This window comes from Maritalea porphyrae, assembly GCF_030159895.1.
In the GTDB taxonomy this organism is placed as follows: domain Bacteria; phylum Pseudomonadota; class Alphaproteobacteria; order Rhizobiales; family Devosiaceae; genus Maritalea; species Maritalea porphyrae.
In genome coordinates this window covers 1,891,224-1,918,019 of record NZ_BSNI01000002.1, presented here as the reverse complement: position 1 = coordinate 1,918,019, position 26,796 = coordinate 1,891,224, and the positions used below count along the sequence as shown (strand labels likewise).

The following is a 26,796-nucleotide window of genomic DNA, read 5'->3' as shown; positions in this document are numbered from 1 at the left end:
TTATCAGAACGTTTCAAAGTCCCAGTTTGTCCTTCAAGGCGTAGTACCAAGATCCAATCGTCGAATATGGCACCCGAAGGAGCCTTCCTCCCGGAAATGGTATCCATGGTACGCTTGAAAACACATCAAATCGAGACAAATCACCATCGATTGCCTCTGCTAGTATCCGGCCAAACAAATGCGAGCCGGTAACGCCATGACCGGAATAGCCATGGGCGAAATAGGTTGTATCGTTTAATCTCCCCAGTTGCGGCACGCGGCTAAATGACAGCGCAAAGTTGCCGCTCCACGCGTAATCAATCTTCGTTTGCGAAAGCTCTGGGAAAATTTTGAGCATATTTGGCCGCAGTTTGCCTACGATATCGGCAGGATCGGTGCCGCCATATACAGTGCCGCCGCCAAACAACAATCTTTTGTCTGCCGAAAGCCTATAGTAGTCCAAAATGTACCTGACATCTTCAATACATGTGTCAGTTGGCAACAGACGATGCGCAACTTCATCGCTAAGTGGCTCGGTCGCAAGAATTTGAGTTGATACCGGCATCACTCGGGATTTCAACGGCTTAGACGCATCGCCCAAATAAGCATTTCCACAAAAGACTAGTGTCTTGCAGCGCAATTGACCGTTCGCCGTACGAACTATGTGCCCCGTATCTGTTTTCTCTGTGGTTGTTACACGAGAGTTCTCGAAGATTTTGCCACCGAGTTTTTCAATTGCTGCAGCTTCACCAAGTGCCAGGTTTAGCGGATGCATATGTCCACCCGAATGATCAACCATGCCGCCCAAATAGGCGTCTGTATTCACGTGGTTCTTGATTTGCTCCTTATCGAGCATTTCGTGATCGTTCATTCCGAACTTGGACCAAAGCTGCTTCTTTGCTTCAAGTTCACGCATTTGCTTTTCAGTGAAAGCAGCAAATACGTTTTTCTCTTTCAAGTCGCATTGAATGTCATATTTGGCGATACGATCGCGAATGATTTTGCCGCCCTCTGTGACCAAACCGCCGACGAACTGGGTAAAATCATCACCATATCGTTTTTGAATCGTCTCAAGGCTAGCATTTAGCCCGTTTACGATCTGACCGCCGTTTCGGCCAGAGGCTCCCCAACCAACCTTTGCCGATTCTAGGATTGCCACATCATAGCCACGTTCAAGCAGATGCAACGCCGTAGACAATCCAGAATATCCTGCACCCACAACACATACATCAGCAAAAACCTCACCTTGCAGCGCAGGGCGTTCGGGCGAAGGATTTGCGGAAGCGGCATAATAAGAACTTGTGTGTTCTAAACCGCTTGTAGAATGCGAAAAGTCCATCACACCGTCTCCAGATATGTTGCATATTCTCGGTCTGTAATCTGCTCAAAGAACAAATCGATTTCCTGCTGTTTGCAACGCGCAATTATGTCAACAAAATCAGGGTCGAATATCTCTTGGAGCATCTCCCCATTTTTGAACGCGTCTACCGCACGCTGCCAAGTGGTCGGAATACGATCCGAGGCTTGTTCGTAGGCATTTCCGACAATCGGCGTGCCCGCGTCCAACTTGTTTCTAATGCCGTGCAACGCCGCACCTAAAACTACTGCAATTACCAAATACGGATTTATGTCGCCGCCCGACACCCGATGCTCAATTCGCTTGGCTTGTGGCGGTCCACCAGGCACACGAATGGCAGCCGTTCTATTCTCATATCCCCAAGATATTGCGGTGGGCGCGTGCGAGCTTTCTTCAAAACGCCGATAGGAGTTGTAGTGTGGCGCAAAGATAAGCGCAGATTGCTCCATAGCTTTCAAAAGTCCGGCAATCGCATGACGCAGTGTCTCACTCCCCTCCTCGGAACCATCATCAAATATGTTGTTGCCTTCTTCATCCAGAACGGAGAAGTGGATATGGAAGCCATTCCCCGCTTTGTCCAAATATGGCTTAGCCATAAATGTTGCGGCCATGCCATGTTTTTGGGCTAAGCCATTGACAGTCCTTTTGAAATAGAAGGCATCATCTGCGGCTTTCAACGCATCAGGTTGATGATTGAGGTTGACTTCGAACTGCCCGGCGCCGCCTTCGGAAGTAACAGCATCAGCTGGGATATCCTGTTTTTCGCACGATGCGTAAAGATCGTCGATGAAGGCAGAATTTGCCGCCACCGCATCTAATGACAACACATCATTATGGGCGAAACTCAAACCGACTTCTGGCGCGTGTGGCGGAGTTGGACGCATGTGGTCGCGATCAACCAAATAGAATTCCAACTCACTTGCAACGACTGGCGTCAGCCCGACTTTTTTGTACTCTTCCAACACAGACCAAAGCGCATTGCGCGGGTCCCCCAAAAATGGCGTACCATCTTCTTCGAACATTGAAATGGGAATGAATCCGGTCGGCTTTTCCAACCAATCGATTGGAACAATGCCACGCGACGTTGGTAAACAATCTGCGTCTTGGTCACCTGAATCAAGCACGAGCGGACTACCGGCAATATCGTTACCCCAAATATCTACCGAGCAGGTCGAAAGCGGCATCCGCATACCGGATTCAAGTATCTTCGTAGCAGAGCTTGCTGGCACACGCTTACCGCGAAGTTGACCATTAATATCGCACAACCCAACGATTAAACTCTCAAAATTAATGGCCTGATCCACGCCTATTTCCCTATGCATTTCCAGTAAGATTGAACTTGTCCAGAAAAATGTGATATCATTTTTAGAAAATCTATCACTAAGAGAAAAATTGTCAATCATTTATAGAGCTGATATTGCCCTCAACCATGATAAAAAACCTAGCAAATCCGGCGGATCGCACCCAACTGATGATGGAGCGCACAAAACGTCCCGATGGCGTGACCACACAAGAGCATATTTACGCCCTTTTGCGTGATGCAATCATGCTTGGTCGCTTCCGTCCGGGCATGTCGGTAACCATTCGTGGCCTGGCGGAATTGCTTGAAACAAGTCCCACTCCCGTTCGTGAGGCGCTAAGGCGTCTGTCGTCTGAAAATGGACTTGAACTCCTTCCGAACCGACGAATTGTTGTTCCAACTATGACGCCAGCACGATTGGAAGAATTAATTGAAACGCGTGTCGAATTGGAGAGTTTTGCTGCGGTTCGCGCCCTTCCTTTCATTGCTGACAAATTGATTGACGAACTCGAAGAAATCGATGCCCGCGTTGATCAAGCTGTTCTTGATGGCGACCGCGACACACAGATACGCCACAATCAATTGTTCCATCGCATGATTTATTCTGCCAACCCTGACAACGTAACCATGCCCATGGTGGAAAGCGTTTGGCTACAACTCGGACCGTTTTTACGAATTGCGCTGCGAGAAATGGGCGATTTTTATAAAATTGATAGGCACAAAGAGGCAGTTTCAGCATTGCGTGCGCGCGATCCAGAATTGTTGCGCGCAGCAATCGAGGCTGATGTGAGGGACGGCGTTGGCCAACTGGGCGGCGACGCCGTCGCCACAATATTGAGCGAAAGCTAGCTCGGAACGGAAACGGCTTTAATTTCAAGGAAATCTTCCAACCCGTATTGACCGCCTTCGCGACCGGTGCCTGACATTTTGTAGCCGCCGAATGGCGTACCATAACCAATGTCTGAATTATTGATATGCACCATGCCCGCACGCAGTTTTCGGGCAATCCGCATTGCTTTTTCTGCATCATTGGTCTGCACCGCTGCAGCCAAACCATACTCGGTGTCATTGGCAATTGCGATAGCTTCTTCTTCGGTATCAAATGGAATGAGCGCAACCACCGGACCAAAAACTTCTTCTCTGGCAATACGCATATTGTTGTTTACATTGCCAAAAACAGTTGGCTTTACAAAGTATCCGGTTTCCAACCCTTCAGGACGACCAATTCCCCCAGCAAGAAGAGTTGCGCCTTCATCGATTCCTGCCTGGATGAGCGCTTGGACCCGCTCGAATTGAAGCGCGCTTACAAGTGGCCCAATGTGAAACCCTTCTTCGTCAGGATCCCCAACAGGTTGACCTTTTGCAGCTTCAGCCGCCACTCGCATGGCATCATCGTATATGGATCGCTCAACCAACATGCGCGTTCGTGCATTGCAACTTTGCCCAGAATTTGAAAAAACACGGCGCGTTTCACGCTTCACGACATCTAAAGCACCCTCTTCGTCAAATATGATATTTGGCGATTTGCCACCAAGTTCGAGCGTCACTTTTTTCACATTATCGGCAGCATCTTTTGATACAGCAATTCCTGCGCGTGTTGAGCCTGTAAATGACATCATCGCTACATCTGGATGACGAGAGAGAGCCGCCCCAACGTTTGGGCCGTCACCATTTACCAAATTGAACACACCAGCAGGCACGCCGGCTTCGTCTAATATTTCAGCATAAAGAATTGCATTAAGCGGCGTGATCTCGCTAGGCTTCAAAACGACCGTACAACCAGTTGCAATAGCGGGTAGAACTTTGAGCGCAATCTGGTTGATTGGCCAATTCCAAGGCGTAATTAGCCCGCATACGCCGATTGGTTCCTTGAAAATCAAGTCGCCATTCGCTGTTCTTTCTTCAAAATCAAACTTTTCGAGCGCTTCAATGAAGCCTTCAAGGTGCCCCACCCCAACGCCTGACTGCGCGCCATGTGCGAGTTTGTGTGGAGCGCCAAGCTCTAACTTGATCGCTTCGGCAACTTCACTTTTTCGCTTTTTGTAGACTTCAAGAATTCGCTTCAACAGCGCAAGACGCTCCTGCTTGCTTGTTTGTGAAAAGCTGTCGAAAGCCTTTTTCGCCGCCGCAACTGCCTTGTCGACATCAGCCTGCGAGCCCATGGAAATCACGGCGATTTTTTGCTCTGTAGCTGGATTGATAACATCATATTCACTTGGAATTTCTGGCGCCACCCACTTGCCATCAATATAGAAATCTCGTTTTTCGATAATTTTCATCTGGTTTGTTCCTCGAACAATGAATTGTGGTGCGGGTTCAACGTATTTTCTGTGCCAGCAAGCAAAGCCAATCATGCGCAACTGTTGCGGCTGCGATGGCAGTGATTTCAGAATGGTCATAGGCAGGTGCGACTTCCACCACATCCATACCTATAAGGTCGAGACTACCCAAGCCGCGCAGGATTTCAAGCGCTTGCCAAGAGGCAAGCCCTCCAGCGACCGGCGTGCCGGTGCCAGGTGCGAATGCGGGGTCAAGGCAATCAATATCAAAAGTGATATAGGCGGGCCGGTCTTTGACACGATTGAGAATTCCCTCAATTGACGCATCTACGCCGTTGCGGTGAATCCACGGAGCGGTTTGAATTTTGAAGCCGTGAGGATCGTCATTTTGCGTGCGGATACCAATTTGAATTGAGTATTCGGTATCAATTATGCCCTCATCAACGCCACGCGCAAACATGGTACCGTGATCAAGTTGCCCTTGCTGCTCTTCCCATGTGTCGCTGTGCGCATCGAACTGCACCAATGCAACAGGCCCGTATTTAGCCGCATGCGCTTTCAAAAGCGGGTAAGTGACAAAATGATCCCCCCCAAAGGTCAGCATTTTGGCGCCTTGTGCGATAATACTTTCCGCATGTGCTACAATTGCAGCTGGAACGCTAGACTGGGTTTGAGGCGTCAAATAGCAGTCGCCAAAATCCACTACGGCCAAATGATCGAACGGATCGAAATCAAATGGAAATGCTTTGAGTTCGGCCAACTGAACGGATGCAGCACGAATCGCTTGTGGACCAAGTCGACACCCAGACCGATTACTCACTGAGCCATCATAAGGCACGCCTGAAACGACAACATGCGCACCTGACACATCCTTTGAGTACTTCCGTCGAAGAAAGCTTAAAACACCTGCATAAGTCATTTCGGGCGCGCGTCCTGTTAGAGCTCCGCCTCGGATCGCTTGATCGCCTTTCACCTCATTCGTCATACAGATCTGCCTCCACTCGATATAATTTGATCAAATATTGCTTTTTGATCAAATGTCAAGCATATTGAGAAAATCGAAACCTGATCTGAGTGAATTATGGATTTACCACAACAAGACCTCGACGATGTAAATGTACCCACCCATGAGCGACTTTATCGCGACCTAAAAGAAGGGCTCTTGTTTGGCCAATTTCGCCCCGGAATGTCGGTGACGTTGCAAGGCATTGCGGATGAACACCAAGTCAGCCTAACGCCCGTGAGAGAAGCCATTCGCCGATTGGTCGCAGAAGGCGCATTGGAGATGCATGGAAACCGTAGAATTTCCGTTCCTGAAATGGATGAAACGCGCATTGAAGAACTGCTTGCGGTTCGCTTGATGCTTGAGCCAGAATTAGCAAAGCGTGCAATCGATAATGTTGACGTTAAATTGCTTCGGGCAATCGATGACCAGATGGATAAGGCAATTGAAGAAGGCAGCGTCGACGACTATCTCAAATGCAATTTCGCCTTTCATTTCGCCCTATACCGAGCGTCGAACGCCAGCATTATGATTTCGATGGCCGAAAGCCTATGGCTGCAGATGGCACCATATATGCGCGTGGTTTGCGGTCGTGTTGGAACCAGCAACCTTGAAGATCAGCATAAGCGTGCAATCAGCGCAATTGAGTCCAAGAATGTTCGTGCACTTCAAGCAGCTATAATTGAAGACGTCTCCTCTGGCGCCGCATTTGTGCGAACAACCCCTCAGTCTGAAAACTCAACAAATTTGATTGACAAATCATAATTTGATCAAATTATATAACGCATCCAAATCAATGGGTGACAAGGAACAACTATGTCGCAAGAACCAAACTGGATGAACCTCATTCCTGATCATGCATCAGAGTGGCTGGATGGTCGTCGCGTTGAAGAAGTTGAATGCATCGTGCCAGACTTGGTTGGCATTTCACGCGGCAAGACAATGCCTGCAAAGAAGTTCTCAGAGAGCAGCAGATCTTTCCTACCGACTTCGATTTTCTACCAAACTGTAACCGGTGCCTATGCGGATATGGACATCAAAGATCAGTGGACTGAAACCGATATGGTTTTAAGACCCGATCTTAGCACCGCGTGTGCTGCCCCGTGGACCGACGACATTATTTTGCAAGTCGTGCACGATTTGGAAACCACCGATGGCGAACCAATCGCCATCGCTCCGCGCAATGTTTTGAAGCGCGTTTTGTCTTTTTATGAGGCAGAGGGTTGGCGGCCAGTTGTTGCGCCGGAGATGGAGTTCTATCTCACGCGCCCAAATACCGACCCGAACGAACCTATTGAACCACCCATTGGCCGTACGGGCCGCAAAGGCATTGGCCGGCAGGCTTATTCAATGGTTGCTGTGGACGAGTACGGTGCTGTTATTGACGATATCTATGACTTTGCTGAAGCACAGGGCTTAGAAATTGACACCATCATTCAAGAAGGTGGTGCGGGACAAATTGAAATCAATTTGCAGCATGGCGACCCGCTTGAACTCGCCGATGAAGTTTTCTACTTCAAGCGCACTATTCGCGAAGCCGCGTTGCGTAATAATTGTTTTGCGACATTTATGGCCAAGCCGATGCGCGATGAGCCAGGTAGCGCGATGCATATTCACCAAAGCATTGTAGACGCCAAGACAGGCAAGAACATCTTCTCAAACGAAGACGGTTCAGAAAGCGAATATTTCTGGGGCTTTTTGGGCGGACAACAAGAAAACCTTGACTCCGCAGTACCCATATTTGCGCCTTATGTGAATTCGTACCGTCGTTTCAAAGCCGATGACTCCTCACCTGCTAATATAGAATGGGCCCAAGACAACCGAACAACGGGTCTTCGCATTCCAATTTCCAACGCCGAAGCCCGCCGGGTGGAAAATCGGATTGTTGGCATGGACTGCAATCCATATTTGGCAATAGCAGCAAGCCTAGCCTGCGGTTATTTGGGCATGAAGTCAGGTGCAAAACCGCGCGAACAACGCAAAGGTGATGCATACCGTGACGGGGTCACACTTCCGCAATCAATTCGCGAAGCCCTACCCCGCTTTGAGGAAAACCAGGCACTGCGCGATCTTCTCGGTGAAGATTTTTGCAAAGTCTATGAAGGTATCAAAAACCAAGAAATCGAAGAGTTCTTGAGCGAAATTTCCCCGTGGGAACGCGAGCATTTGTTGCTCAACGTTTAAAGCAAGATCGGATATCCCATGAATTACATTCACAACCATTTGCCGACCGACAAGTTGCAGGCGCTTGATGCAGCGCACCATATCCACCCGTTCTCTGATATGGGCGATCTCAACGCTAGAGGTACACGCGTGATCACACGTGCCGATGGAGCCTACATTTGGGACAGTGACGGCAACAAGCTTTTGGACGGCATGGCCGGATTGTGGTGTGTAAATGTTGGGTATGGACGCAAAGAGCTGGTTGATGTTGCAACAAACCAGATGATGCAATTGCCCTATTACAACTCGTTTTTCCAATCGACAAACGTGCCAGCAATTGAGTTGAGCGCAAAATTGGCAGAACTTGCACCGGGCGATTTGAACCATGTGTTTTATGCAGGTTCCGGGTCAGAAGCGAACGACACCAACATTCGCATGGCCCGCCACTATTGGGCTTCCTTGGGCAAGCCAAGCAAAAAGGTGATCATATCACGCCACAATGCCTATCATGGTTCAACCGTTGCGGCGGCAAGTTTGGGCGGCATGGCATTTATGCATGCGCAAGGCGGACTTCCAATTCCTGACATTTCGCATATCGCGCAGCCCTACTGGTATGCGGAAGGTGGCGACCTTTCCCCTGAAGAATTTGGTTTGAAATGCGCTCAGGAGCTTGAAGCAGAAATTGAACGCTTGGGCGAAGACAAAGTTGCAGCCTTTATTGGTGAACCAATACAAGGGGCTGGCGGCGTTATCATTCCCCCCGAAACATATTGGCCAGAGATTCAGCGCATTTGCGACAAATATGAAATCTTGCTGATTGCTGACGAGGTTATCTGCGGCTTTGGGCGAACTGGCAATTGGTTCGGCAGCCAAACATTCAATATTCGACCTGACATTATGACAATCGCCAAAGGGCTCAGTTCTGGCTATTTGCCAATCGGCGGTTCTATGGTCTCAGATCATGTTGCGGAAGTGCTTGCTCAAAAAGGTGGTGAATTTGCTCATGGCTACACCTATTCCGGGCACCCGGTTGCAGCAGCAGTCGCGCTTGAAAACCTACGAATCTTGGATGAAGAGAAGATCGTTGAACGCGCTTCGAATGAAATTGCGCCATATCTGAAAGACAAATGGTTGGACCTTGCCAACCATCCATTGGTTGGCGAGGCACGCATTTGCGGCATGGTGGCGGGGCTTGAGCTGACGCCGGATAAAACTGCACGCGCGCCGTTCAAAACACCATTGGGCACTGCCGGAAATATTTGTCGCGACTTCGCAATTGAAAATGGTTTGGTGATGCGAGCAGTACGTGATGGCCTCATTATCTCTCCGCCGCTAGTTTTGACAAAGCCTCAAGTAGACGAATTGGCAGAAAAAGTTGGTCGCGTACTCGATCAAGCCCACGCCAAAATGCGCCAAGAAGGCATGCTATAAAGGAAACGAGGCTCGCCATGGCTATGGATGTTCTAACCGCCAATGATGTGGCGGGCACTTATCCCGCGTCTTACTATGCAGCAACAACAAAGCAGCTGGCTCCCTTTCCCGCATTAAAGGGTGATGTTTCTGCTGACGTCGTTGTTATCGGTGGTGGTTTCACCGGCTTGTCGACTGCGTTACACCTCGCAGAACGTGGGTATGATGTTGTCCTTTTAGATGCGCAGCGAGTCGGCTGGGGCGCGTCTGGTCGCAACGGTGGACAATTAGGTTCTGGCCAACGGGTAGAGCAAGATGAGCTAGAAAAAATGGTGGGGCGAGACAACGCCCATTTGCTTTGGAAGTTCGCAGAACAATCCAAGAATTTGGTGAAAGACTTGGTCAAAAAACACCAAATTCAGTGCGACCTCACCCCAGGCATCATCCATGCGGATCACAGGAAGCGTTATGTGCCTGAAAGCCGTCACTATGTGGAGAAGCTCCAGAAAGAGTATAACTACAACCAAATCCGGTTCGTGGAGCAGTCCGAGCTGCGTGAGCTTGTAGATTCGCCAGCCTATTATGGCGGGTCGGTGGATATGGGCGCAGCCCATTTGCACCCACTCGCGTTGGCAATCGGAATGGCCGAAGCGGCGCAAAAAGCCGGCACGCGGATATTTGAGAACAGTCGCGTAACAAAAATTGATGAGGCTAAGAACACGGTTTTTACCGCTGATGGAACTGTCAGCGCAAAACACATCGTGTTGGGCTGCAATGGTTATTTGGGCGATTTGAACGGCCCGACGGCAAAACGTGTCATGCCGATCAATAACTTCATAATTGCAACTGAACCTTTGGGCTCAGTTTCGGCCCCAGAGGTGTTCAAAGAAAAGCTTGCGGTCGCTGATAGCAAATTTGTCGTCAATTATTTCAGAATGTCGGCTGACAACCGACTACTATTTGGCGGCGGCGAGAGCTATGGGTACAAGTTCCCGGCCGATATTAAAGGCTTGGTGCGCAAGTGCATGCTCGAGATTTTTCCGCAGTTAGATGGAGCCAAAATTGACTATGCGTGGGGTGGCACACTTGCCATCACCATCAACCGCATGCCTCATTTTGCGCGCCTTGGCAAAAACATATACTCAGCATCGGGTTATTCTGGCCACGGCGTTGGCATGGCGACCCTTGCCGGTCAAATCATGGCCGATACCATAGCTGGAACCGCAGAACGATTTGACGTACTTGCGAATGTGCCAACTCACCGTTTCCCAGGCGGTGCCAGTATGCGTACACCACTTCTTGTGTTGGCGATGACCTATTACGCACTGCGGGACAAACTGTAGCCCTGAAGCGTCTCTACCGCCTACAAAATTCACTCAAATTGATTTTTACTTGATTTATATCAAGTTTGATGCGCTATGAGGGGCGTATCGATTTGTCTATGACAAAGAAAACACACCGCGGCCAACCGCGCATTTTTCGCGATCCGAAAGCTGGTCCAATTTCGCGGGCACTCCCTTTGTTCCCGTTGCAACCAGTGCTTCGTCGAATAGTGCGCCATGTGGCAAAAATTCACCCAGAATTGTTCGAACGCTTGGAAACCGGCGCATTCAAAACCTTTCTGATCGACGCAAAAGGCATCCCATTTTTGCTGGTGCTGAAGCCAGATCCCAACAGTCCAACATTGGTGGCGCGATCACGGCATGATGAAATCCAATATGATGTATTGGTAAGCGGTAAGTTTTCGACCCTGTTGCAGATGATTGACAGCAAATCTGATAGCGATGCCCTGTTCTTCAACCGGAACATTCTGATCAGCGGGGACACCGAGGCCATTCTGCTGCTGCGCAATGCGCTAGACGATATGGACACCACCCTAGCCGATGACGTTGCGACAGCATTTGGACCGCTGGCAAAACCTATGCGCGCAAGCATCAATTTGGCGAACAGAATCACAGGGGCAAGGGCATGACCCAATTTGAAAAACCTGAGCTGGTTTGCCCAGCAGGTACACCGGCAAGTTTGCGCACAGCGGTTGATGCAGGTGCGGACGCAGTTTATTGCGGTTTTAAAGGCCCAACCAACGCCCGCAACTTTTCTGGTCTTAACTTCACTAAGGCAGAACTGTCCGAAAGCGTAAAATACGCACATGATCGGGACGCGATAGTGCTCGCCGCAATTAATTCGTTTCCAACTGCCGGTCGCACAGACCTTTGGAAGAACTCGGTAGATGATGCTGTCGAGCTCGGACTTGATGCAGTGATTATTGCCGACATTGGTATGGCGCAATATGTTGCACGGGAGCACCCCGACCAGCGTTTGCACCTTTCTGTGCAAGCTGGCGCTTCCTCCCCTGAAGCCATCAACTACTATGTTGAGCAGTTTGGGGTGAAGCGCGTGGTGCTGCCTCGCATTCTCACCGTTGCTGAAATCAAACGCGTACATGACGCGATCGACTGCGAGATTGAAGCGTTTGTGTTTGGCAATATCGGGATGATGGCTGAAGGCCGTTGTTCGCTCACCAATTACGTCACTGGTGTTTCAACCAACATGGATGGCGTTTGTTCGCCCGCGAGCCATGTCGAATATGAACCAGACGAAAACGAAAACCTGACAACCCGCCTTGGCGAGTTTGCGATTGATTGCATCTCATGTGGCGAAACAGCCGGGTACCCGACCATCTGCAAGGGTCGATATGACACGGCGATCAAAAAGAACTATTACGCCTTTGAAGAGCCCATTAGTCTCAATCTGACGCGCTTGCTGCCAGACCTCATTAAGGCTGGCGTAACAGCCTTGAAAATTGAAGGTCGTCAACGCTCGCGCGCATACATCCGCTCCGTGGTTTCATCATTCCGCGAAGCGATTGATGCCTATGCGGCAGGCGATGAGCCAGACATTTCGCAGCTTATTGCGTTGACCGAAGGCGGTAAAGAAACCGAAGGCGCGTTCAAATCTAAGACGTGGAGATAATCATGACTGCACAGCTTACGCTTGGTCCGGTTCAATATAACTGGGCAGCGGACGATTGGCGCGATTTCTATTTCAAAGTGGCTGATGAAGCCCCTGTTGAGACAGTTTTTGTGGGCGAAGTGATTTGCTCAAAACGCGCACCGCTCTATGACAAGTACATTCCTGACATCTATGAGCGCCTGACCGATGCTGGCAAAACAGTTGTGTTTTCAACATTGTCAGAGGTCACCACAGACATTGATCGTCGACAGGTGAAAAAGGTCGCCACATCAGAGGGCTTTTTGATCGAAGCCAACGACGTATCGGCGTTGTACCAGATGGAGAAAGGACCTCACTATATTGGTCCGCTGATGAATTGTTACAATGAAGAAGCGCTAGAGGTCTATGCCAAAGGCGGCGCAACTTCGATTTGCTTAAACCCAGAAATTCCGAAATCGGGCATCGAGGCGCTGATGAAAACGGCTGCGCCATTAAATGTAGATTTGGAAGTGCAGGTCTATGGCCGCATGTCGTTGGCGCTATCTGCGCGCTGTTATCACGCCCGGGCCCACAACCGGACCAAAGATTCATGCCTCTTTGTTTGTGATGAAGATCCAGATGGCATGCGGCTGGACACCCTTGAAGGCGACAAATTCCTCACCGTCAACGGCATTCAAACACAATCGCACTCTGTGCTGAATCTCGTGGAATGTCTGGATGAATTGCAGGAAATTGGCGTGAAAAAGTTCCGCATTTCACCACAGTCCAAAGGCACATTTACGGCCATCGACGCATTTCGCGATGTGTTAGACGGCAAACTCAGCCCATCCGAAGCGCTAAAACTGATGCGTGACGACAGTGTTGACGCCCCCTTCTCCAACGGTTTCTACCACCAAATGCCGGGTTATGAATGGCACGATGCGGTTGGTAATTAGACCGGCATAATCACATTCGATCAAAAAAAGGCGGCCCGAGGGCCGCCTAAAGTTAGTGGAGTGCATCTCTACCAAGAGGGTAGTATTAGTTGGTCGCATTTTCGAACCGGAAAACCGGAAACCACTTTTCCTGAAAACGCTTCCTAGAGCGCACGGTATTGATGACCCTCAAACATGAGGTCATACAATTCATTGGCCAAGTCCGCTGGATCGCGCTCAGCGGCGTTTAGCGTAATATCAGCATTTTCTGGCGCCTCGAATGGCGAGTCGATGCCGGTGAAGTTTTTGATTTCACCTTTTTTCGCCCGAGCATAGAGCCCCTTTGGATCTCGTTCAGCGCACACCTCCAGCGGCGTATTCACATAGGCTTCGATGAACTCAATATCGCCTGCAACTTCACGCGCCAATTTGCGTTCGTTTTTAAACGGCGAGATAAACGACACCAAAACAATCAATCCCGCGTCGGCCATCAATTTCGCAACTTCTGCGATGCGGCGGATATTCTCCACGCGGTCTTCATCAGTAAAGCCTAAATCCTTGTTCAGGCCATGGCGCACATTATCACCATCAAGGATGTAAGTGTGCTTGCCTTCGGCTGCGATCCGCTTTTCGAGCAAGTTTGCAACCGTCGATTTGCCAGAGCCAGACAAACCCGTAAACCAGACGATCTTCGGTGTTTGCCCCTTCATTTCAGAGCGCGTTTTTCGATTTACGTCGAAATCTTGATAAGTCAGGTTTTGCGCACGACGTAGGCCAAATTCTACAGTGCCTGCTGCCAATGTGGCATTGGACAAACGATCAATTAGGATAAAGCCGCCGGTGGCACCGTTTTCGGCATATGGATCAAACGCGATTGGCTTGTCGGTCGCAATTGTCACCGTACCAACTTCATTGAGGTCTAGGCACTTAGTAGCGCTTTGCTCCAGATTATTGACGTTGGTTTTGTATTTGATGTTCGTTATCGTTGCAGGCACCAGTTGTGTGCCTACCTTGATCAGGTAAGATCGACCCGACATCGCCCGCTCTTCATTCATCCAGACCAATTTGGCTTGGAACTGATTGGAGTATTCAGGCACAGTGCCGGGTGCGGACAAAACATCACCCCGCGATATATCAATCTCACGGTCTAGCACAAGCGTTACCGCCTGCCCGGCAATCGCTTCATCCAAATCACCATCCATGGTGACAATGCGCGATATTTTTGCCGGCTTACGCGATGCGGCAACAAGCACCTCGTCACCTGGCTTAATCGAACCGCCTGCAACGGTGCCGGAAAAGCCCCGGAAATCAAGGCTGGCGCGGTTTACCCATTGAACCGGGAAACGGAAGGGTTTGTCGGTTTTGTCTTCTGTGACATCAATCTCTTCAAGATATGGCACAAGCTGCGGGCCGCGATACCAATCCATCGCCTCACTTTTGTGGACAATATTGTCGCCCTTGAGCGCTGAGATGGGAATCGTCACCAATGATTTGAAACCGAGCTGCCCAGCAAACTCACGATATTCAGCATCAATACGGTCAAAGGTTTCTTTGTCGTAGTCGACAAGGTCGATCTTGTTCACAACAACGACAACGTGCTTCACACCAATGAGTGACAAGATGAAGCTATGGCGCCGTGTCTGGGTCAACAGGCCCTTTCGCGCGTCAATAAGAACAATCGCCACGTCAGCATTCGAAGCGCCTGTGGCCATGTTGCGGGTGTACTGTTCGTGCCCAGGTGTATCGGCAACAATGAATTTGCGTTTGTTGGTGGTGAAAAAGCGATAGGCAACATCAATAGTGATGCCCTGCTCGCGTTCCGCTGTCAGCCCATCTACCAAAAGTGAAAAATCAATACCTTCATCACCTGTGGTCCGGTTGTGGCTCTCTTTTTGCAGCGCGGCGAGTTGGTCGTCCAAAATCAACTGGCTATCGTAAAGCAAACGGCCAATCAGCGTTGATTTTCCATCATCCACTGATCCGCATGTTAGAAAGCGCAATAAGCTCTTGTTGGTTTGTTGGCCAAGCCAACTATCTACGTCCAACGCGTTGTTTTTCTGGATATTTTCTTGGATAGTCATGATCAAAAATACCCTTCTTGTTTCTTCTTCTCCATGGACCCGGCCTGATCGCTATCGATCAAACGACCTTCACGCTCAGACGTGGTGGAGGCATTCATTTCCATGATGATTTCAGGCAACGTCGCTGCTTCTGATCTGATTGCGCCGGTGAGCGGATAACACCCTAATGTGCGGAACCGCACCATTTCTTCGCGTGGCACTTCGCCTTCATTGAGCGGCAAACGTTCATCATCAACCATGATCAACGTACCAGAGCGCTCGACAACTGGGCGTTTTTTGGAAAGGTAGAGCGGTGGAATTTCGATACCTTCTGAATAGATGTAGGTCCAAATATCCAATTCGGTCCAATTGGATAGCGGAAATACCCGCATGCTCTCGCCCGGCGCCAAGCGCGTATTGAAAACGCGCCAGAGTTCGGGACGTTGGTTTTTTGGGTCCCAAGCATGCTGCGCGTTTCGGTGTGAGAAAATGCGCTCCTTGGCGCGAGACTTCTCTTCATCACGACGCGCGCCACCAATTGCCGCGTCATACTGACCAGCGTTTAGTGCCTGCCGAAGTGCAACAGTTTTCATGATGTCGGTATAGCGCGCAGAGCCATGATCAAACGGGTTGATGTTCTGCTCTTTGCCCTCTTGGTTTGTATGGACCAACAAATCGAAACCGTATTGCTCTGCCATCCGATCGCGAAACGAAATCATCTCTTTGAATTTCCAAGTTGTATCGACGTGCAACAGCGGAAAAGGGATTTTGGATGGATAGAATGCTTTGCGCGCAAGATGCAGAAGAACGCTAGAATCCTTGCCGATCGAATACATCATTACCGGGCGTTCAAACGAGGATGCAACTTCGCGGAAGATTTCGATGCTCTCAGCTTCTAGCGCTTGAAGGTGAGATAATGAATTTTGTGTGGCCGACATGATGGCTCCAAAACGGGCGAATTGTGTTGGCTCCCAAAATAGGTCGACATCGAACCCAAAACAATCTTATAAATCAGCGCCTTACGCATCAATAAACGTGAATTTTGCACAAGTGCAAAATCACGCACGAGCCGCTTTATCGGAGTCGATATTTCCGAAATCTGATTGTCATAAATTCGATATTTGGGGCAAAGTTTTTCACCGCTATAAAGTGTGGTCTTAAAAATACCATTGGATGCTAGCGGGTTTCGGCTCACAGCCCAAGGCCTATCAATGAGAATTTAATTCGTTGAATATTTGCGCGGCGTAGATGTGTTTGCCATCAATTTCGATTATTGGGAAAAGCCTTTGTTTTTCACCAATTTGTGCCTTGAGAAACCGTGAATTGAGACCTACTGTCTAGCCAAAGTTACAAAGGAATGACTCGATGACCCAGCACAAAAGCGTTTTAGACGCCATTGGCAACACGCCACTTATCCGACTTAATGCTGTTTCCGAGGCAACAGGCTGCGATATCTGGGGCAAAGCTGAATTCTTGAACCCCGGCCAATCTGTCAAAGACCGTGCAGCGCTTTATATTATTCGCGATGCGGAAAAGCGTGGGCTATTGCGCCCAGGCGCGACCATTGTTGAAGGCACCGCTGGCAACACAGGCATCGGCCTTTCAATGGTTGCAAATGCACTTGGCTACAAGTCAGTGATTGTAATCCCTGATACGCAGAGCAAAGAGAAAAAAGACAGCATTCGCCTAGCGGGTGCAACTTTGATCGAAGTGCCAGCGAAACCATACAAAAACCCAAACAACTATGTGAAACTATCCGGTCGCTTGGCCGAAAAGCTGAACGCGGAATTGCCAGAGGGTGCAATTTGGGCGCAACAGTTTGATAATGTCGCAAACCGCCAAGCACATATTGAAGGCACGGGACCTGAGATTTTTGAGCAAACCGGCGGCAAGGTAGATGGATTCATTTGTGCTGTAGGTTCAGGTGGAACGTTGGCTGGGGTCGCTCAAGCACTAAAAGAGCGCAACAAAGACATTCAGATTGGAATTGCTGACCCGGAAGGGGCAGCGCTTTACAGCTACTACACAACTGGTGAGTTTGGCTCGACAGGATCATCGATTACAGAAGGCATCGGACAAGGGCGCATCACTGCAAACCTTGAGGGCTTGGAAGTTGATCATGCATTCCAAATTCCAGATGCAGAAGCCCTGCCCTATATCTACGATTTGCTGGCCGAAGAAGGTTTGTGCCTTGGCGGCTCAAGCGCCATCAATATTGCAGGCGCTGTGCGCATGGCAAAAGAAATGGGGCCAGGCAAAACCATCGTTACCGTACTTTGTGATTATGGTAATCGCTATCAGACAAAGCTCTTCAATAAAGATTTCTTGAACTCCAAGGGCTTGCCAGTGCCATCGTTTTTGGACAACAGTTTGGATATTGATATTCAATCTGTAATGGCGAGTGATGATGGATAGCGCGAACAGTCGCACTGAGTTTCTTTTTCGAAGTGATAGCTACTTAAACACAGTTGCCGCGAAGGTCGTTGATGTAAACGATCTTGGCGGCATTGTTTTGGATCGCACCAATTTCTACGCAACTTCCGGCGGCCAACCCGGCGATGTTGGCTTCTTGGAAACAGCCGATGGTGGCAAAATCAAAATTGCCACCACAATCCACCCAAACGGCGAAAAACACGAAATTGTCCATGTGCCCGAAGAAGGCGAACAGTTACCAACCATTGGTGACGAAGTGACATGCCACATTGATTGGGAAAACCGGTACAAGCTTATGCGGGTACACACCGCGTTGCACCTCCTTTCAGTAGTCATCCCACTGCCAGTTACGGGCGGTTCAATTGGCGCTGAAAAGGGTCGACTGGACTTTCAAATGCCCGAACCTCCTGAAGATAAAGACGCGCTTGCCGCAGAGCTAAACGCTTTGATTGCACGCGAACTTGATGTTCAGGAAGAATGGATAAGTGAGGCGGAATTGGACGCGAATCCTGACTTGGTAAAGACAATGTCCGTCAAACCTCCATCGGGTCAGGGCAAAATTCGCATGATACGCATCGTTGATGGTGACCAAACGATTGATTGGCAACCATGCGGTGGCACACACGTTGCCAATACCCGTGAAATTGGCAAAATGCGATTGGGAAAAGTTGAGAAAAAAGGCAAGATCAATCGACGCGTTGCCATTCACTTCGATGAGTAAGCGCAACAACCAGGGATCAACAAAATGGAACAACTCTATACTGGCTCATGTCACTGCGGCGCAGTGAAATTCGAAGCGAAAGTTGATTTGGCAGAGGCATTTACCTGCAATTGCAGCCTTTGCAGCAAGAAGAACGCGGTAATTGCGCGCATTCCAGAGGACAGTTTCAAGCTTGTCGAAGGCGAAGAACATCTTGGGCTTTATCAATGGAATACAAAGCGCGCCAAACACTATTTCTGCAAGAACTGCGGGATATACACTTTCCATCGTCCTCGCTCTGCACCCGAAAAGTACGGAATCAATATAGCTTGTTTGGATGGCGTTGATGCACGATCGCTAGATGTACCAACCCTAGATGGTGCAGCGCTCTCTTTGGAAAGCTAGCGCAGCGATCTTAACGAACTGGCGGCGCGTACATTAAACCGCCGCGGGTCCAAAGCTCGTTCTTTCCGCGCGCAATCGACAGGCCGGAGTCGCGACCAAGATTGCGGTTGAAAATCTCACCATAGTTGCCGACACCGCGAATGATATCTTGGGCCCATGTGTCTGGTATGCCAAGCGGCGCGCCAAACTTCCCATCAAGACCTAAAAGTCTGCGAACCTTTGGGTTTTTGCTTTCCACCATAGTGTCGATGTTTCTTGAGTTAACGCCAAGCTCTTCAGCGTTAATGAGCGCAAATACCGTCCAACGAACGACATTCTGCCAACGATCATCATTGTTGCGGACCACAGGGCCCCAGGCGTCTATTGAAAGACGTTCTGGTAGAATTCTGTGTTCACTTGCGACAAGTTCTTTGTCCAGAATTGCCTGTAGATCACTAGCGGGCGCAGTAACGACGTTACAAAGCCCAGCTTTGTAAGCAACAATCAGATCTTCAAAAGCCTCATAATATGATTCCATGTAGGAAATCTGGTGCTCGAAGAAATACCGCTCTACACGGTTTTGTTCCAAAGTGTCTTGAACGGCGCAAACAGTTACATCACTGAGCTGAATTGCCGAAACAACACCAAGTGCTTCTGGAACCATTAAGGCCTGCCCGTCAAAATATGTGACGGCAACATTTTGGACATCAAATTTTGTGTCGCGTGACATTGTCCAATAGGCGCTCCGCGCCATAATATCCACGGCACCGCTTTGCAAGGGTGCAACCCTGTTTGGCCCAGGAAACTCTGAAAAATCAACGCGATTCGCTACGCCAAATATAGCGGCAGAAACGGCACGGCATATATCGACGTCGAACCCTTTCCAAAATCCATCTTCAGAAATTTCGGAAAAACCTTTGTGACCGTCGGTAGCGCCACAGCGAACAATGCCGGTCTCTAAGACATTGTCGAGGGTATCTGCTTGTGCAGGCATCGCCAACACAAGTGCATACAACAAACCGGCTAAAAAGATACGCAAACCGTTCACTGGTCCCTCTTAAGTTTTGAGCGGCCACAATGGGCCGCTCAAAATATTTCTAATTGAAACCTTTACTCTAGGCAATTGGTTTCCGTGCGCTATCTCGCGCAATCCAAACCCTCTAGTGAAGGATCTGGCTTAGGAACAGCTTTGTCCGCTCATGTTGCGGATTATCAAAGAAGTTGTCCGGATCATTCTGTTCGATGATTTGGCCCTGATCCATAAAGATCACACGGTTTGCGACCTGACGTGCGAAGCCCATTTCGTGGGTAACGCACAACATGGTCATGCCGGTTTCAGCCAGATTTACCATCACCTCAAGCACTTCCTTGATCATCTCAGGATCAAGCGCAGATGTTGGCTCATCAAACAACATGATGTTCGGGTTCATGCACAATGAACGGGCAATCGCCACACGTTGCTGCTGACCACCAGACAATTGGCCTGGAAACTTGTCAGCCTGCTCAGGAATTTTCACCTTCTCAAGGTATTCCATTGCAGTTGCTTCCGCCTCAGCTTTAGGAATGCCGCGAACCCACATTGGTGCGAGTGTGCAGTTTTCCATAATGGTGAGGTGTGGGAACAGGTTAAAGTGTTGAAACACCATACCCACTTCACGGCGAACTTCGTCAATTCGCTTCAAGTCATTGGTCAACTCGATGCCATCAACGATGATTTCACCTTGCTGATGCTCTTCCAAACGGTTGATGCAACGAATTAGGGTCGATTTACCAGAACCAGATGGTCCAGCAATAACGATCCGTTCGCCCTTCATCACCTTGAGGTTGATATCCTTCAAGACGTGAAAATCGCCGTACCACTTGTTCATTGAGTTGATTTCAATTGCTACATCCGTATCGGACACGTGCATTTTTGAGCGGTCAGCTTTGATATCGCTTGCTTCTACTTCTGACATAATTTTCTACTCCTTGTGTCCGGTATCTAGGCGACGTTCCATATACATGGAGTAACGTGACATACCGAAACAGAATATCCAGAACATTGCGGCTGCAAACAGGTAGCCGGTTGTGGCCTGGTGAGGTGATTTCCATTCAACTTGTGCTGTGGTTGCTTGTACCGTGTTCAAAAGGTCAAACAGACCCACAATCGATACCAATGATGTATCTTTGAACAAGGATATGAAGTTGTTCACAATGCCCGGAATTGAGTGTTTCAACGCCTGTGGCAAAATGATCAGATACATAGACTTGAAGTAATTCAAACCCAATGCATCCGCTGCTTCATATTGGCCTTTTGGCAAAGCCTGCAATCCACCGCGCACAACTTCCGCCATGTATGCTGCTGAGAAGAGCGACACACCAACAAGCGCACGAAGCAATTTGTCGATCGATGTACCTTCAGGCAGGAACAATGGCAGCATAATTGAAGCCATGAACAAAACGGTGATCAAAGGTACCGCACGCCAAAGCTCAATGAATGCAATACATACATACTTCACAAATGGCATGTGTGAACGACGCCCAAGGGCCAAGACAATACCAATTGGCAAGGATGCCACAATACCGACCGTTGCGATGATCAATGTGATGGTCAGACCACCCCACTTTTCAGTTGGCACTTCGGCAAGTCCAGTGAATCCACCACCGTTTAGCAAGAAGAAGGTTGCAACTGGCAAGACCACGAAGAAACCGATCGCCGAAAGGCCTTTATATGGCAAATCAGGCCATAGCAAAGGCACCAACGTAACAGCGCCAAGCAAGAAACAGATGTTTACACGCCAGTACTCTTCAGCAGGGTAAAACCCATAGATGAAGAAATTGAAACGGTCGACAACGTAGATCCAGCAAGCACCTGCTTCTTCGGTTCGACATGCGTCAATAGTGTTTTCTACTGACCATGGGAACACGGCATGTGTCACAAGGAAGTTGAAAATTGGCGGAATGAACCAATATAGGAACACTACACCAACAATTGTCATGATGGTGTTTGGAATGTCAGAGAACAAGTTCGCCTTCATCCAACCAATCACACCTGTGCTCGTTGCCGGCGCAGGCTGTTCATCCAACATTTCGTCACGCACATAGGCAAAACTTGTATCAGTCATATTCGTTCTCCCTATCGTTCTGTGAGCGCAACGCGCGCGTTGTAAATGTTCATGATCACCGAGGTGAACAATGAAAGCGTTAGATAAACCATCATGGTCATAAAGATAACTTCAACCGCTTTACCTGATTGGTTCAGCGCCGTGCCCATAAACACGTTAACAATGTCAGGATAGCCGATCGCAACCGCCAAAGATGAGTTCTTGGTTAGGTTCAGATATTGGCTTGTCAACGGTGGAACAATAACACGCATCGCCTGTGGAATAATCACAAGGTTTAGGCGGTCTGAGTTCTTCAGTCCTAGAGATTGAGCTGCTTCAGTTTGGCCCGTATTAACGGCCAAGATACCAGCACGAACGGTTTCCGCGATAAATGCGGCGGTATAGATTACCAATCCGAACAATAGCGCAACAAACTCCGGTGGAATCTGAATACCACCCGCAAAGTTGAAGCGACCCAGAATTGGATAGTCCAAATCAATCCGGGCGCCTGATAGCAACCAAATGATTGCTGGGATAACGATCACCGAAGCGATGAAAACCGGCACGAATGGAAAACGCTGACCAGTTTGTTCTTGACGAATGCGCGCCCAACGATGAAGGAAGAAACCCCCAATGATTACCGCGACAATCGCAACTTGAACCCACACAAACGCATCGTTTGGATTTGGATCAGGGACATAAAGCCCCCGGTTGTTCAAGTAGACCGAACCAGTGACGAATTCGATACTGTCTTTCACGGCAGGCATCGTTTTAAGCACCGCGAAGTACCAGAAGAACAATTGCAACAGCAACGGAATGTTCCGGATAACCTCAATATATACGGTTGCGAGACGCGCAATAATCCAGTTGTTTGAAAGACGTGCTATACCGATAGTGAAGCCCAACAATGTCGCAAGGATGATGCCGATAACGGCAACAAGCAACGTGTTGAGAATACCAACAACAAACACATCAAAATATGTGGATGAGCGGTCATATTCGATGAGCGTGAAACCGATATTGAATCCTGAAGTAATTCCAAGAAAATCAAAACCGGTGGTTTTATTTTGCGCCTGAAGGTTGGTGATAGTATTGTTTACTATCCACCACCCGAACACGACCAAACCAACCAACAGCAATATTTGAAATGCTATTGAGCGGAATTTTGGGTCGTATATCAAAGACGTAGCGCTGCGCGTTTGCTGCAGCTGTTCCTGACTTTTAGCCATAGCTACCCTATTTGTTTTTGTTGAGTAGTCTCTCTGATATTAACCAACCAGAGATGGCGGGCAAATTGCCCTCCCCCTTAAAAAACGGCTCGGCACCAATTGGCGCCGAGCCGCAAATCACAAATCCGAATTAACGGATTGGTGGAGCGTACATCAAGCCGCCACGTGTCCAGAGATCGTTCACTGAACCTGCGCGTTCGATGCCAACTGGTGTGTTTGCACCAACATGACGCTCGTAGATGTCGTTGTAGTTACCAACATGCTTGATCACTTTGTAAGCCCAGTCGTTTGAAAGACCGATTGCTGTACCAAAGTCACCTTCTACACCAAGCACACGACGTACACCTGGGTTGTCTGAACCGAGCATGTCGTCAACGTTTGCTTGAGTGATGCCAAGTTCTTCAGACTCTAGAAGTGCGAAGTATACCCAGCGAGTGATGTTGAACCATAGGTCGTCACCTTGACGTACTGATGGGCCCAATGGCTCTTTAGAAATGATTTCTGGAAGAATCATGTTCTCATCAGGATTTGCAAGTGACAAACGCTCAGCAGCTAGAGCTGATGAGTCAGTTGTGAACACGTCACAACGGCCATCGTCGTATGCTTTTACAACTTCGTCTTGGTCTTCGAACACAACCGCGTTGTATTCCATGCCAGTTGAAGAGAAGTAGTCAGCAGCGTTCAATTCAGTTGTTGTACCTGCTTCAATACAAATCGCAGCACCTGAAAGTTCTGTTGCTGATGAAACGCCGAGGTCCTTACGAACCATGAAGCCTTGACCGTCGTAGAATGTTACGCCAGCAAAATCGATACCAAGGTTGGTGTCGCGGCTCATTGTCCATGTTGTTGTACGTGATAGAACGTCAATTTCACCTGAAGAAAGCGCTGTGAAACGCTCTTTAGATGTCAATGGCGTAAAGCGAACAGCTTGTGGATCATCAAAGATCGCAGCAGCCATAGCGCGGCAGAAGTCTACATCCAAACCAGCCCAGTTGTTGTTGGCGTCTGGTGCAGCAAAACCTGGAGTGCTTGGTGATACACCGCACTGCAAGTAGCCTTTAGCCTGTACGTCTGCAAGTGTGTCCGCAAAAGCAGCAGAAGCTGATAGACCCAGCGCTGCCCCAAGAGCGAGTGTTACGAGTTGTTTCTTCATAACGTTGCCTTTTGTTTCCTAACCCTTTTTTTTGATTTGTGGCGAACTCCCCTCCGAAGTTGAGTCACCACATGCAATGAAGGCACTTTTGTCCTACAAAGCAGTTTCCAATGGAAAAGGGTTTTTGGTCCGGGGTCAAGGCCTTTAGTTACATTAATACGGCGCTATAGTGAACTTCCACCCATTGTTGGGTAGCTATAAAAATAATTTTGATGATGGAAAACTTTATGAGTGACGCTGACGACATCTCTTCATCTTATGGTGATGAAACAGTGCTGACCCATTTGGGTAGAAACCCCAAAGACCAGCATGGGTTTGTGAACACGCCGGTGGTGCGTGGATCGACTGTGTTGTTTGAGAGTTTTGAAGAACTAGAGAGCGGAAAAAGGCAGTATGCCTATGGTCGTCACGGGAATCCTACCAACGATGCGGTCAGGCACGTCATTACCAATCTGGAGCGTGCTGACGATACTTTTTTGGCCCCATCTGGCCTGAGTGCAATAAGCACTGCCCTTACTGCCGTCGCGCACTCAGGGGATCACATTCTAATTAGCGACAGCGCTTATGAGCCAACGCGCCAATTCTGCGAATCAGTTTTGCGACCAAACAAAATCGACGTCGAATACTATGATCCGCGAATCGGCAGTCGAATCAGCGATTTGATTCGATCGAACACGACTGCAATTCTAACCGAATCGCCTGGTTCATTGACATTTGAAGTCCAAGACTTGCCAGCCATCGCCCAAGCGCGCGGCAACCGTGAAATCGCCATCATTGCGGATAATAGTTGGGCAACACCGCTTTACTATAAGCCACTTGAGCTAGGCGCGGACATCGTGGTGCATGCTGGCACGAAAATGTTTGTTGGCCACTCGGATGTTTTGTTTGGCACGATTTCGACGAATGAGAAATGGACCAACAAAGTGCGCGGCGCATACAAAGCGCTGGGCGTCTGCGTGTCTCCAGAAGATAGTTTTCTCGTCGCACGGGGACTAAGAACCTTGTCGCTGCGCATGAAAGAGCATCAAAAACGTGCTTTGGATTTAGCTCACTGGCTAGAAGGTCATGCGCTAGTAGAAAAAGTGATTCACCCAGCTCTGAAACAACATCCTGATCACGATATATTTATGCGTGATTTCACTGGTTCGGGATCGCTTTTTGCTTTCACATTGAAAGATGCGCCCAAAAATGCCGTGTCAGAGATGCTGAATCACATGCGATTGTTTGGCATGGGCTATTCGTGGGGCGGATTTGAAAGCTTGATTCTCCCGGTTACCATCAAGCAGCAACGATCGGCGACACGTTGGAAGGAAGAAGGTAACCTATTCCGCTTGCACATTGGCTTTGAAGATTTTGATGACCTAAAAGCCGATCTTGACGACGCAATCAAACGCTATGCGGCAGAGGCCAACTTCTAATTTCGCTGCAATGGTTTTCGGAAAAAACGTCTGTAAGGGGCAAGCATACGGTTGCTGCCCCTTTTCTTATCTGATGAAAAAATCCAACCTCTTTGTTGAAACTTACTCTGTACCCACATGGCCCCAAACGATCCAAGGGCGATACCCGCAACTACGTCAGTGAAGTAATGAACACCGTCTACGATGCGCGAGAGTGCGAGTAAGGCAGCGCCTATAAACACGATCAAGACACGAGGCCCAAATAGAAAATACAGCGCACACGCCAACGCAAACGCCGTTGTCGCATGTCCGGAAGGAAAACCGGCGAAACGCCAGTCACCTGCAAAAGGCGTGAAGTGAAAAATGCCCAAATCGTCCATCAACATGGGGCGCGCGCGCCCAATAGCGACTTTTAGCAATGCAGCGATCGCACCTGGTACTGCAACGGCCAAAAAGATGAAGCCTGACATTGCGCCGGTCGCCCTCACAATCCACCTGATAGAATAGCGAAGCGGCAAATAAACAGCGAGACGGCAGATTGCCCACACCAACAATGTGGGAATAAGCATCCAATCCGATTCCCCAATTCGAGCTAATGCTGCAAAAAACGCGCGTTCTGTCTCCGGCCAGTTCGTTAAATGGGTCGTTACGACCTCATCGAATGCAAAAGCCAATAAAAAAAGTGCACTTAGCGCAAAAAAAGCAACCACTAGGTGAATTCGCCCAAATACCGCCGATTTCCGGGACTCGGCGGTTGTTTTTTCGCTGTTTTTTGGGGTTGGCAACTAGGGTTCCTGACAAAAAAATGCAATAATCTTGAAATGAGCAACTAACATGACTTGCAGTATGCGACAAGAATGTGTACATCGCATCCCGGTGATCACATCCGTTGTGAGAATGTCGGAGTATAGCTCAGCCTGGTAGAGCACTGGTTTTGGGTACCAGGGGTCGCAAGTTCGAATCTTGCTACTCCGACCATCACCACAACGGAACAATGATT

General features: G+C 49.0%; 24 protein-coding genes and 1 tRNA gene. 13 read left to right on the top strand and 12 right to left on the bottom strand.

All coding sequences use genetic code 11. From position 1 onward, the window contains the following. Positions 1 to 13 precede the first annotated feature (13 nt). Both QQL65_RS12800 and QQL65_RS12795 read right to left on the bottom strand, forming a co-directional pair. The gene (locus QQL65_RS12800; RefSeq protein ID WP_284365162.1) at positions 14 to 1,318 is read right to left on the bottom strand and encodes an NAD(P)/FAD-dependent oxidoreductase; all 1,305 of its coding nucleotides are present in this window, start codon (positions 1,316 to 1,318) and stop codon (positions 14 to 16) included. Continuing rightward, positions 1,318 to 2,640: a glutamine synthetase family protein gene (locus tag QQL65_RS12795; RefSeq protein ID WP_284365160.1), complete on the bottom strand. Its 1,323-nt coding sequence runs from the start codon at positions 2,638 to 2,640 to the stop codon at positions 1,318 to 1,320. The genes QQL65_RS12800 and QQL65_RS12795 overlap by 1 nt, the downstream gene beginning before the upstream one ends. Positions 2,641 to 2,765: 125 nt before the next feature. Between QQL65_RS12795 and QQL65_RS12790 the strand changes: the two genes are divergently transcribed. Continuing rightward, positions 2,766 to 3,485, top strand: a complete 720-nt coding sequence (locus tag QQL65_RS12790) for a GntR family transcriptional regulator (protein WP_284365159.1) — start codon at positions 2,766 to 2,768, stop codon at positions 3,483 to 3,485. Here QQL65_RS12790 and QQL65_RS12785 read toward each other — a convergent pair. Both QQL65_RS12785 and speB read right to left on the bottom strand, forming a co-directional pair. After that, complete coding sequence (locus tag QQL65_RS12785; protein WP_284366286.1) at positions 3,482 to 4,909, bottom strand: aldehyde dehydrogenase family protein; 1,428 nt, start codon at positions 4,907 to 4,909, stop codon at positions 3,482 to 3,484. The two genes, QQL65_RS12790 and QQL65_RS12785, sit on opposite strands and share 4 nt — an antisense overlap. A 43-nt stretch (positions 4,910 to 4,952) precedes the next feature. After that, positions 4,953 to 5,900, bottom strand: coding sequence for an agmatinase (speB, locus tag QQL65_RS12780; RefSeq protein WP_284365157.1), 948 nt, complete (start codon positions 5,898 to 5,900; stop codon positions 4,953 to 4,955). A gap of 96 nt (positions 5,901 to 5,996) precedes the next feature. On the opposite strand from speB, the gene QQL65_RS12775 reads away from it, so the two are divergent. The 7 genes from QQL65_RS12775 to ubiV all read left to right on the top strand — a co-directional run bounded on the left by QQL65_RS12775 (position 5,997) and on the right by ubiV (position 13,378). Then, positions 5,997 to 6,683, top strand: a complete 687-nt coding sequence (locus QQL65_RS12775) for a GntR family transcriptional regulator (RefSeq protein WP_284365156.1) — start codon at positions 5,997 to 5,999, stop codon at positions 6,681 to 6,683. Positions 6,684 to 6,734: 51 nt separating this feature from the next. Further along, positions 6,735 to 8,102 (top strand): glutamine synthetase family protein, encoded by a 1,368-nt coding sequence (locus QQL65_RS12770; RefSeq protein ID WP_284365154.1) that lies wholly within the window; start codon positions 6,735 to 6,737, stop codon positions 8,100 to 8,102. Positions 8,103 to 8,129: 27 nt separating this feature from the next. After that, positions 8,130 to 9,512 carry an aspartate aminotransferase family protein gene (locus tag QQL65_RS12765; protein ID WP_431357090.1) on the top strand — a complete coding sequence of 461 codons (1,383 nt, stop codon included), beginning with the start codon at positions 8,130 to 8,132 and terminating at the stop codon, positions 9,510 to 9,512. Positions 9,513 to 9,529: 17 nt separating this feature from the next. Continuing rightward, positions 9,530 to 10,834, top strand: coding sequence for an NAD(P)/FAD-dependent oxidoreductase (locus QQL65_RS12760; RefSeq protein WP_284365149.1), 1,305 nt, complete (start codon positions 9,530 to 9,532; stop codon positions 10,832 to 10,834). 98 nt (positions 10,835 to 10,932) lie between these two features. Further along, positions 10,933 to 11,463, top strand: coding sequence for a ubiquinone anaerobic biosynthesis accessory factor UbiT (gene ubiT / locus QQL65_RS12755; RefSeq protein ID WP_284365147.1), 531 nt, complete (start codon positions 10,933 to 10,935; stop codon positions 11,461 to 11,463). After that, positions 11,460 to 12,464 carry a ubiquinone anaerobic biosynthesis protein UbiU gene (ubiU, locus tag QQL65_RS12750; protein ID WP_284365146.1) on the top strand — a complete coding sequence of 335 codons (1,005 nt, stop codon included), beginning with the start codon at positions 11,460 to 11,462 and terminating at the stop codon, positions 12,462 to 12,464. The genes ubiT and ubiU overlap by 4 nt, the downstream gene beginning before the upstream one ends. A gap of 2 nt (positions 12,465 to 12,466) precedes the next feature. Continuing rightward, positions 12,467 to 13,378 carry a ubiquinone anaerobic biosynthesis protein UbiV gene (gene ubiV / locus QQL65_RS12745; RefSeq protein WP_284365145.1) on the top strand — a complete coding sequence of 304 codons (912 nt, stop codon included), beginning with the start codon at positions 12,467 to 12,469 and terminating at the stop codon, positions 13,376 to 13,378. Between the two features lie 143 nt (positions 13,379 to 13,521). On the opposite strand, the gene cysN is transcribed toward ubiV, so the two are convergent. After that, the gene (gene cysN / locus QQL65_RS12740) at positions 13,522 to 15,438 is read right to left on the bottom strand and encodes a sulfate adenylyltransferase subunit CysN (RefSeq protein ID WP_284365143.1); all 1,917 of its coding nucleotides are present in this window, start codon (positions 15,436 to 15,438) and stop codon (positions 13,522 to 13,524) included. A gap of 2 nt (positions 15,439 to 15,440) precedes the next feature. Beyond that, positions 15,441 to 16,355: a sulfate adenylyltransferase subunit CysD gene (gene cysD / locus QQL65_RS12735; RefSeq protein WP_284365140.1), complete on the bottom strand. Its 915-nt coding sequence runs from the start codon at positions 16,353 to 16,355 to the stop codon at positions 15,441 to 15,443. Positions 16,356 to 16,782: 427 nt separating this feature from the next. Here cysD and QQL65_RS12730 point away from each other — a divergent pair, with 427 nt between their 5' ends. From QQL65_RS12730 to QQL65_RS12720, 3 genes are read left to right on the top strand one after another with little or no spacing between them, the layout of a single operon-like run. Beyond that, complete coding sequence (locus tag QQL65_RS12730; protein ID WP_284365138.1) at positions 16,783 to 17,832, top strand: cysteine synthase A; 1,050 nt, start codon at positions 16,783 to 16,785, stop codon at positions 17,830 to 17,832. Then, entirely contained in the window at positions 17,825 to 18,571 is a 747-nt protein-coding gene (locus tag QQL65_RS12725) for an alanyl-tRNA editing protein (RefSeq protein WP_284365136.1), read from the top strand. Before QQL65_RS12730 ends, QQL65_RS12725 begins: the two co-directional genes overlap by 8 nt. Before the next feature lie 24 nt (positions 18,572 to 18,595). Beyond that, complete coding sequence (locus tag QQL65_RS12720) at positions 18,596 to 18,955, top strand: GFA family protein (RefSeq protein ID WP_284365133.1); 360 nt, start codon at positions 18,596 to 18,598, stop codon at positions 18,953 to 18,955. 10 nt (positions 18,956 to 18,965) lie between these two features. Here the strand turns inward: QQL65_RS12720 and QQL65_RS12715 are convergent, their stop codons facing one another. From QQL65_RS12715 to QQL65_RS12695, 5 genes are all read right to left on the bottom strand, one after another. Beyond that, positions 18,966 to 19,982, bottom strand: coding sequence for a transporter substrate-binding domain-containing protein (locus QQL65_RS12715; protein ID WP_284365132.1), 1,017 nt, complete (start codon positions 19,980 to 19,982; stop codon positions 18,966 to 18,968). 112 nt (positions 19,983 to 20,094) lie between these two features. After that, positions 20,095 to 20,889, bottom strand: a complete 795-nt coding sequence (locus QQL65_RS12710; RefSeq protein WP_284365130.1) for an amino acid ABC transporter ATP-binding protein — start codon at positions 20,887 to 20,889, stop codon at positions 20,095 to 20,097. A gap of 6 nt (positions 20,890 to 20,895) precedes the next feature. Then, positions 20,896 to 22,038 carry an amino acid ABC transporter permease gene (locus tag QQL65_RS12705; RefSeq protein ID WP_284365128.1) on the bottom strand — a complete coding sequence of 381 codons (1,143 nt, stop codon included), beginning with the start codon at positions 22,036 to 22,038 and terminating at the stop codon, positions 20,896 to 20,898. Positions 22,039 to 22,049: 11 nt separating this feature from the next. Further along, on the bottom strand, positions 22,050 to 23,246 hold the full coding sequence (locus QQL65_RS12700) for an amino acid ABC transporter permease (protein WP_284365127.1): 1,197 nt from the start codon (positions 23,244 to 23,246) through the stop codon (positions 22,050 to 22,052). Between the two features lie 130 nt (positions 23,247 to 23,376). Then, positions 23,377 to 24,399, bottom strand: a complete 1,023-nt coding sequence (locus tag QQL65_RS12695; RefSeq protein ID WP_284365125.1) for an amino acid ABC transporter substrate-binding protein — start codon at positions 24,397 to 24,399, stop codon at positions 23,377 to 23,379. A gap of 227 nt (positions 24,400 to 24,626) precedes the next feature. Here QQL65_RS12695 and metC point away from each other — a divergent pair, with 227 nt between their 5' ends. Then, complete coding sequence (metC, locus tag QQL65_RS12690; RefSeq protein ID WP_284365124.1) at positions 24,627 to 25,817, top strand: cystathionine beta-lyase; 1,191 nt, start codon at positions 24,627 to 24,629, stop codon at positions 25,815 to 25,817. On the opposite strand, the gene QQL65_RS12685 is transcribed toward metC, so the two are convergent. Then, positions 25,814 to 26,581: a phosphatase PAP2 family protein gene (locus QQL65_RS12685; protein ID WP_284365123.1), complete on the bottom strand. Its 768-nt coding sequence runs from the start codon at positions 26,579 to 26,581 to the stop codon at positions 25,814 to 25,816. The two genes, metC and QQL65_RS12685, sit on opposite strands and share 4 nt — an antisense overlap. 116 nt (positions 26,582 to 26,697) lie before the next feature. Here QQL65_RS12685 and QQL65_RS12680 point away from each other — a divergent pair. After that, positions 26,698 to 26,774: transfer RNA gene (locus QQL65_RS12680), tRNA-Pro, on the top strand. Positions 26,775 to 26,796: the final 22 nt, after the last annotated feature.

Excerpts from the sequence above, each read along its gene's own strand:
- QQL65_RS12800 (WP_284365162.1), bottom strand. The coding sequence starts at position 1,318 with ATGGACTTTTCGCATTCTACAAGCGGTTTAGAACACACAAGTTCTTAT.
- QQL65_RS12790 (WP_284365159.1), top strand. The coding sequence starts at position 2,766 with ATGATAAAAAACCTAGCAAATCCGGCGGATCGCACCCAACTGATGATG.
- speB (WP_284365157.1), bottom strand. The coding sequence starts at position 5,900 with ATGACGAATGAGGTGAAAGGCGATCAAGCGATCCGAGGCGGAGCTCTA.
- QQL65_RS12775 (WP_284365156.1), top strand. The coding sequence starts at position 5,997 with ATGGATTTACCACAACAAGACCTCGACGATGTAAATGTACCCACCCAT.
- QQL65_RS12770 (WP_284365154.1), top strand. The coding sequence starts at position 6,735 with ATGTCGCAAGAACCAAACTGGATGAACCTCATTCCTGATCATGCATCA.
- QQL65_RS12760 (WP_284365149.1), top strand. The coding sequence starts at position 9,530 with ATGGCTATGGATGTTCTAACCGCCAATGATGTGGCGGGCACTTATCCC.
- ubiT (WP_284365147.1), top strand. The coding sequence starts at position 10,933 with ATGACAAAGAAAACACACCGCGGCCAACCGCGCATTTTTCGCGATCCG.
- ubiU (WP_284365146.1), top strand. The coding sequence starts at position 11,460 with ATGACCCAATTTGAAAAACCTGAGCTGGTTTGCCCAGCAGGTACACCG.
- ubiV (WP_284365145.1), top strand. The coding sequence starts at position 12,467 with ATGACTGCACAGCTTACGCTTGGTCCGGTTCAATATAACTGGGCAGCG.
- cysN (WP_284365143.1), bottom strand. The coding sequence starts at position 15,438 with ATGACTATCCAAGAAAATATCCAGAAAAACAACGCGTTGGACGTAGAT.
- cysD (WP_284365140.1), bottom strand. The coding sequence starts at position 16,355 with ATGTCGGCCACACAAAATTCATTATCTCACCTTCAAGCGCTAGAAGCT.
- QQL65_RS12730 (WP_284365138.1), top strand. The coding sequence starts at position 16,783 with ATGACCCAGCACAAAAGCGTTTTAGACGCCATTGGCAACACGCCACTT.
- QQL65_RS12725 (WP_284365136.1), top strand. The coding sequence starts at position 17,825 with ATGGATAGCGCGAACAGTCGCACTGAGTTTCTTTTTCGAAGTGATAGC.
- QQL65_RS12720 (WP_284365133.1), top strand. The coding sequence starts at position 18,596 with ATGGAACAACTCTATACTGGCTCATGTCACTGCGGCGCAGTGAAATTC.
- QQL65_RS12710 (WP_284365130.1), bottom strand. The coding sequence starts at position 20,889 with ATGTCAGAAGTAGAAGCAAGCGATATCAAAGCTGACCGCTCAAAAATG.
- QQL65_RS12705 (WP_284365128.1), bottom strand. The coding sequence starts at position 22,038 with ATGACTGATACAAGTTTTGCCTATGTGCGTGACGAAATGTTGGATGAA.
- QQL65_RS12700 (WP_284365127.1), bottom strand. The coding sequence starts at position 23,246 with ATGGCTAAAAGTCAGGAACAGCTGCAGCAAACGCGCAGCGCTACGTCT.
- QQL65_RS12695 (WP_284365125.1), bottom strand. The coding sequence starts at position 24,399 with ATGAAGAAACAACTCGTAACACTCGCTCTTGGGGCAGCGCTGGGTCTA.
- metC (WP_284365124.1), top strand. The coding sequence starts at position 24,627 with ATGAGTGACGCTGACGACATCTCTTCATCTTATGGTGATGAAACAGTG.